The organism is Bradyrhizobium sp. 139 (assembly GCF_023074175.1).
Taxonomy (GTDB): domain Bacteria; phylum Pseudomonadota; class Alphaproteobacteria; order Rhizobiales; family Xanthobacteraceae; genus Bradyrhizobium.
Map to the genome: position 1 here is coordinate 115,618 of NZ_JADPKS010000123.1, position 6,142 is coordinate 121,759.

General features: G+C 65.4%; 6 protein-coding genes and 1 pseudogene. 5 read left to right on the forward strand and 2 right to left on the reverse strand.

The features are described from left to right. Positions 1-13: 13 nt before the first annotated feature. On the forward strand, positions 14-694 hold the full coding sequence (locus IVA80_RS28390; RefSeq protein WP_247437821.1) for a TetR family transcriptional regulator: 681 nt from the start codon (positions 14-16) through the stop codon (positions 692-694). Positions 695-844: 150 nt separating this feature from the next. Here IVA80_RS28390 and pyk read toward each other — a convergent pair whose 3' ends face one another. Together pyk and IVA80_RS28400 are read right to left on the reverse strand one after the other, a co-directional pair. Continuing rightward, positions 845-2,281: a pyruvate kinase gene (pyk, locus tag IVA80_RS28395; protein ID WP_247437823.1), complete on the reverse strand. Its 1,437-nt coding sequence runs from the start codon at positions 2,279-2,281 to the stop codon at positions 845-847. Then, entirely contained in the window at positions 2,278-2,868 is a 591-nt protein-coding gene (locus IVA80_RS28400; RefSeq protein ID WP_247437825.1) for a DUF1036 domain-containing protein, read from the reverse strand. Before IVA80_RS28400 ends, pyk begins: the two co-directional genes overlap by 4 nt. Positions 2,869-3,041: 173 nt before the next feature. On the opposite strand from IVA80_RS28400, the gene IVA80_RS28405 reads away from it, so the two are divergent. From IVA80_RS28405 to IVA80_RS38710, 4 genes and pseudogenes are all read left to right on the forward strand, one after another. Then, positions 3,042-3,344 carry a DUF1244 domain-containing protein gene (locus tag IVA80_RS28405; RefSeq protein WP_247437826.1) on the forward strand — a complete coding sequence of 101 codons (303 nt, stop codon included), beginning with the start codon at positions 3,042-3,044 and terminating at the stop codon, positions 3,342-3,344. A gap of 209 nt (positions 3,345-3,553) precedes the next feature. Continuing rightward, entirely contained in the window at positions 3,554-3,826 is a 273-nt protein-coding gene (locus IVA80_RS28410) for a DUF2312 domain-containing protein (protein WP_247437828.1), read from the forward strand. An 83-nt stretch (positions 3,827-3,909) separates the two neighbouring features. Beyond that, positions 3,910-5,676, forward strand: a complete 1,767-nt coding sequence (locus IVA80_RS28415; protein ID WP_247437830.1) for an adenylate/guanylate cyclase domain-containing protein — start codon at positions 3,910-3,912, stop codon at positions 5,674-5,676. Positions 5,677-5,695: 19 nt separating this feature from the next. Beyond that, positions 5,696-5,966 (forward strand): annotated as a pseudogene (locus IVA80_RS38710) (DUF1801 domain-containing protein); the annotation flags it as partial. Between the last annotated feature and the right edge of the window lie 176 nt (positions 5,967-6,142).

Consider the following 6,142-nt stretch of genomic DNA (forward strand, 5'->3'; position numbering starts at 1 on the left):
CAGGAAGCGCGCCATGGTTTATCGGCGGACGCATCAAGTGGTGAAGCGCCTTGCGGCGCGGCGCAGTGCGATCCTCGCGGCAGCGCGCGAGGCTGCGGCGGAGGGCGGGATGGCGGCGGTGCAGATCGCGCCGGTCGCGGTTCGCGCCAGTGTCGCGGCGGGGACGGTGTACCGCTACTTCCCGTCCAAGGCCGAGCTGATCTCCGAATTGATTGCCGAGGTGTCGCGCGACGAGCTCGCGGCGATCCGCCGGGCGGCCGAGGCCGCACCCGGCCCGTCCTCGGCGCTGGCGGCGGCCGTCACCACGGTGGCGGTCCATACGCTGTCGCAGCGCAGGCTGGCCTGGGGCATCCTGGCCGAGCCGGTCGACGTCGATGTCAGCGCCTCCCGGCTGGCCAGCCGCCGCGAGATCGCCGGCGAGATCGCCGCCCGGATTGACGCTGCAGTGCGCGCCGGTCATCTGCCGGCGCAGGACACCGCGCTCGCCGCCACCGCGCTGCTCGGCGCGCTGCATGAGGCCCTGGTCGGGCCGCTTGCGCCCGACAATCTCGAAGATCCCGCCAGGATGCGCGATGCCGTGCAGACCGTGACGCTGCTGGCGCTGCGCGCCGTCGGCGTCATGGACGCCCGCGCCAGGGGTCTGGTGGTGCAGCAGACGCTGTTGCCGACGGCGAAGGCGCTGGTCGGGGCTTAAAGCGCCGGCAAGATCGAGGTGGAGACCTGATCGCGCTCAGGGCGTTGTCCGAGCACGCCTTTTCGAACATCCCGCGCACATTCGCCGGACCAGCCGGCTACTGTGCATGGGGTTGTTTTCGACTTTTTTATTTGCCGCGCCCCGGCGGGCCTAAATATTCGCTTCGCCCGCGGGGCCGACCGAGGCGATGCGCACCATGTTGGTGGTGCCGGGGATGCCGAGCGGCACGCCGGCGACGATGATCACGCGCTGGCCGGCTCGGACGAAGCCGTCCCGGAACGCGATCTGGCCGGCGCGGCTGACCATGTCGTCCTGGTCGCGCGCATCCTCCGCCACCACGCAATGCACGCCCCAGACGACCGACAGCCGGCGTCCCGCCGCGACGTTGGGGGTGATCGCCACGATCGGCGGCTTCGGCCGCTCGCGCGCCACCCGCACGGCGGTCGAGCCCGAGCTGGTCCAGCAGATCAGCGCCGGCAGATCGAGTGTCTCGGCGATCTGCCGCGCGGCGTCCGCGATGGCGTCGCCGGCGGTGGATTCCGGGGCGGGGCGCTGCGCGGTCATCACCGAGCGATAGATCGAGTCGCGCTCGACCTCCTCGCCGATGCGGTTCATGGTCGAGACGGCCTCGACCGGGAATTTGCCGGCCGCCGATTCCGCCGACAGCATAATGGCGTCGGCGCCCTCATAGACGGCGGTGGCGACATCGGAGACTTCGGCCCGGGTCGGTACCGGCGACTGGATCATCGATTCCAGCATCTGGGTCGCGATCACGACCGGTTTGCCGGCCCGCCGCGCCATCCGCGTCATCTGCTTCTGCAGGCTCGGCACGCGTTCCAGCGGCAACTCGACGCCGAGGTCGCCGCGCGCCACCATCAGCGCGTCGGAGGCGTCGATGATGTCGGCGAGGCGGTCGATCGCCTGGGGCTTCTCGATTTTGGCCATCACCGCGGCGCGGCCGCGGATCATCTTCTTGGCCTCGATCACGTCGTCGGCGCGCTGCACGAAGGACAATGCGATCCAGTCGACGCCGGTGACCAGCGCGGCCTCGAGGTCGGCGCGGTCCTTCGGCGTCATCGCTGAGACCGGGAGATCCGTGTCGGGCAGGCTGACGCCCTTGCGGTCGGACATCCGGCCGCCGACCACGACGCGCGTCACCGCGTGCTCCTTCGAGGTCTCCTCCGCGATCAGGCGCACCTTGCCGTCGTCGAGCAGCAGCGAATGGCCGGGCCGCAGCGCGGCCAGGATCTCCGGATGCGGGAGATTGACGCGCGTGGCATCGCCCGGCGCCTTGTCGGAATCGAGCGTGAAGGTCTGGCCGTTCTGGAGCTGGACCGCACCTTCAGCGAAAGCGCCGAGCCTGAGCTTCGGGCCCTGGAGATCGACCAGAATGCCGATCGGCCGGCCATAACTGCTCTCGACGTTGCGGATCGTCGCGACCAGCTCCCGCATCTTGTCATGCGGGGTGTGGCTCATATTGATCCGGAACAGGTCGGCGCCGGCCTCGAACAGGCGGCGGATCATCGCGAGGTCCGAAGAGGCAGGTCCCAGGGTCGCAAGAATCTTGATACGGCGAAGACGCCTCATGGCTTGTTTCCAGACGGGGGCGAGGGAGCTGGCGGGAGGCCAGGAGCGGCGGGGGGCGTGCCACCGGGTGGTCCATTGGGCAAACCCGGAACCCCCGGGCCGACCGGGCCGGGCATGCCAGGCACGCGTTGCTGCCCCGGCTGCTCGTTGGCGTCGGTGAGCTGCACTGTCCAGGCCCGCTGCTCGCCGGTGTCGACCTCGAAATAGCCGGTCCGGTCATAGCCGCGCGCCAGGCAATCCTCGGTGCCGCGGATGGTGAATTCCTTGTCGCGCGAGCACATGAAAGCCTGGCCCGACCATTCGCCGCCGCGGTCATAGTCGATGGCGTAGATGTAGTAGTAGCGGGCGACCAGCGTTCCCCGCAGCAGCGTCTCGCAGGAGCGGGAGGAGATGTTCCACCAGCCCTCGGTGGTCCAACCCTCGGCATCCTTGTAGCCCAGCGCAATGCCGACCCGGCTCGATGTGTTGTTGCAGAGGCGGAAATCGGCCGCGGCCGGGCTGCTCCAGAAGCATAGCAGCGCGACCGCCAGCACCGGGACCAGCCGGGCGAGCAGACGAAGGGGGGAGCGGGGAGATTCGCCGATCATTGTCGCGGAAGCTATATCAGATCATTGACGATTTGGCGTAGGGCCGGGAACTGCCCCGGGTGGTTCAGGGGCCGTTTGCGCCGCGATATGGCAAAATCTGTGACAGGCCCTACCTGATCCCGTAAGGGTGACCCATCGGGTCAGAGCCAATTCGCAAGCCGAGGGATCCAGCCATGGCAATCGACGACAAAACCAGAACGGAGCTCGAGGCCGCCGCTTTCCGACGCCTGGTCGACCATTTGAAGACGCGGACGGACGTCCAGAACATCGACCTGATGAATCTGGCCGGCTTCTGCCGCAACTGTCTGTCGAACTGGCTGAAGGACGCTGCCGACGCCCAGGGCGTCGCTCTGAGCAAGGACGAGAGCCGGGAAGCCGTTTACGGCATGCCCTACGAGACCTGGAAATCGAAATACCAGGGCACGGCCGCGCCCGAGCAGCTCGAGGCGATGAAGAAGGTTCATCCCGGGCACTGAATGGGCCTCGTCGGCAGCTTGACGGCGTGGTGGCCTTGAGTCGCACCACACAACAGCTTTCTTTGCCTCGCCGCAGGAAGGTGTGGGCGCGCTGTGGACGAGCGCGATGCTGCCTTGAACACGAGAGCGGCGAACCCTAAGGGTCAACCAGCACGCGCGGTGAAGATGCCGGCGTCACCTCGTTTGCCAGTTCCATTGGGAGTACCAAGATGGCCACCTCCGCCGCCGTTCGCGACGATGAGCCCGCGACGAAATTTGCCAAGGACCAGCTCAAATCCATTATCGAGCGCATCGAGCGGCTGGAAGAAGAGAAGAAGGCGATTTCCGACGACATCCGCGACGTCTATGCCGAGAGCAAGGGCAATGGATATGACGTGAAGGCGCTGCGCACCATCGTGCGGATGCGCAAGGAAGACCCGAACGAGCGCGCCGAGGCCGAGACGATCCTCGAGACCTATATGCAGGCGCTTGGGATGATCTGAGCCCTGACCCGGCTCAATTGCAGCGCACCAGATTTGGGCAAAATCCGTTCGTCTGCTAAGGTGCTCGGTGAAGGGACCGAGCAATGGATGTGCCTGGGCCAGAGCGGAGGCTCGCAGCGGTCCTCGCGGCTGACATGGTCGGCTTTAGTCGGCTCATGGAGGCCGACGAGGCTGGCACGCTGGCGCGCTTCAAGACTCACCGGATCGAGCTCATCGATCCGGCCATTGCCAAAAATCGCGGCCGCATCATCAAGACGACGGGCGACGGCATGCTCGTCGAATTCCATAGCGTTGTCGACGCCGTGCTGTGCTCTGCTGAAATTCAGAGCCGCATGGGGCGACGCAATGCCGACGTCCCGCCGTCGCGATGGATACAATTCCGCATCGGCATCAATCTGGGCGACGTGATCGTCGACCAGAACGATATTTTCGGCGACGGCGTCAACGTCGCGGCACGGTTGGAGGCGCTGGCCGAGCCTGGAGGTATCTGCATCTCGAGCGCAGTGCGCGACCAACTCGGCCAGCGCCTTGATGGCGTTGCATTCGAGGATATCGGCGAGCAGAACGTCAAGAACATCGTCCGTCCAATCCGCGTCTACCGCATTCGCCTGGACGAGGGGCCGGTAAGCGCGCCAGACGGCAGGAAGGGCACTGCAAGGGCGACGGGCAAGTCGAAGAAGCCGTCCATCGCCGTGCTGCCCTTCGCCAACATGAGCGGCGACCCGGAGCAGGAGTTCTTTGCGGATGGCTTGACCGAAGACATTATCACCGAGCTCTCACGCTTCCACGACCTGTTGGTGATCTCCCGCAACTCGACGTTCGTGTACAAGGGCAAGGCGGTAAAGGTGCAGGACGTTGGCCGCGAATTCGGCGTCGATTACGTCATCGAGGGCAGTGTGCGAAAGGCGGGAAATCGTGTCCGCGTCACCGTGCAGCTGATCGACGCGGAAACCGACCGGCACATTTGGGCCGAACGCTACGACGGCGAGCTCCAGGACATCTTCGCTATTCAGGACGAGATGACCCGGGCGATCGCCGCCACGTTGCCCGGCCGCGTCGAGGCGGCCACGCACGATCGCGCGAACCGCAAGCCGACAGACAACATGGCGGCTTATGAATGCGTGCTGGCCGCCAAGATCTTACACCATCGCTCCAATCGCGAAGACAATGCGCGGGCGCAAGTTCTGCTCGACCGGGCGCTCGAACTCGATCCGAACTATGCTCACGCACACGCGTGGAAGGCGTGCGTCCTGGGCCAGACCTGGGTCTATAGCTGGTGCGCGGATCGCGACGCCACCTTCCAACAGGTGGCTTCAGAGCTGGAGACCGCGCTGGTTCTCGACGACAATGACAGCGACGTCCACCGCATCCTCGCTGCGCTCAATCTGAATCGCGACGACCATGACAAGGCCGCCTATCATCAGGAGCGGGCGCTCGCGCTCAACCCGAACTACGATCTCGTGGTGGTGCAGCAGGGTGAACTGCTGACCTGGCTCGGAAGGCCGGAGGAGGGCATCGACTGGATCAAGAAGGCGATGCGGCTCAACCCGTATCACCCGGAGCGCTTCTGGAGCCATCTTGGGCGCGCCTATTATTGTGTCGAGAGATACGCTGAGGCCGCCGAGGCCTTCTCACGGATCACGCGCCCCGATCACACCCATCACGCGTTCCTTGCCGGAATCTTCGCGCAAATGGGCAACGCGGTTGCTGCTGGCGCGCACGCGGCCGAAGTTCTCAAGCGTGAACCGGCATTTTCGGTGGCCAATCATATCTCTACCCAGCATTATAAACGCGACATCGACCGTCAGCGCTACGAGGCTGGCCTTCTCAGGGCAGGCCTGCCGGCTTGACCGGCGCGTAGCGGAGACCGGCGAGCCGGCCTATCTCACCGAGCAGACCGGAAGCGGCAGCACCATCCGGCTCGGCCGCGTCAAGGACTCCGACCACGCCGCCATTCTGTTCAACTGCAAGACGACACTGATCGACACATCGCGAGCGCTTTCCCGATCAATTCGCGTATCGGCAGACGAGGGCCTTGCTGTTGCCGATATCGGGCGTGCTGCCGAAGCAGGAGCTCACGGTCTGCCTGTCGCTGGCGTTGACGTATCATCTGGATCGGCGGGGCAAGAAGGCGCAGTAGGGCGCACTTGTAGCCCGGATGGAGCGAAAGCGAAATCCGGGGCCGTCATCGTTTGTGGCACGATTCCCGGATTGCGCTTCGAGACTGGGCAAGATTCTTATAGCGAAGGAAGGTACGATTCGGCATGACGAATCGTACCTTCAAGACCGGTGTCAGCCGGGATCAGCCGAGCTTTC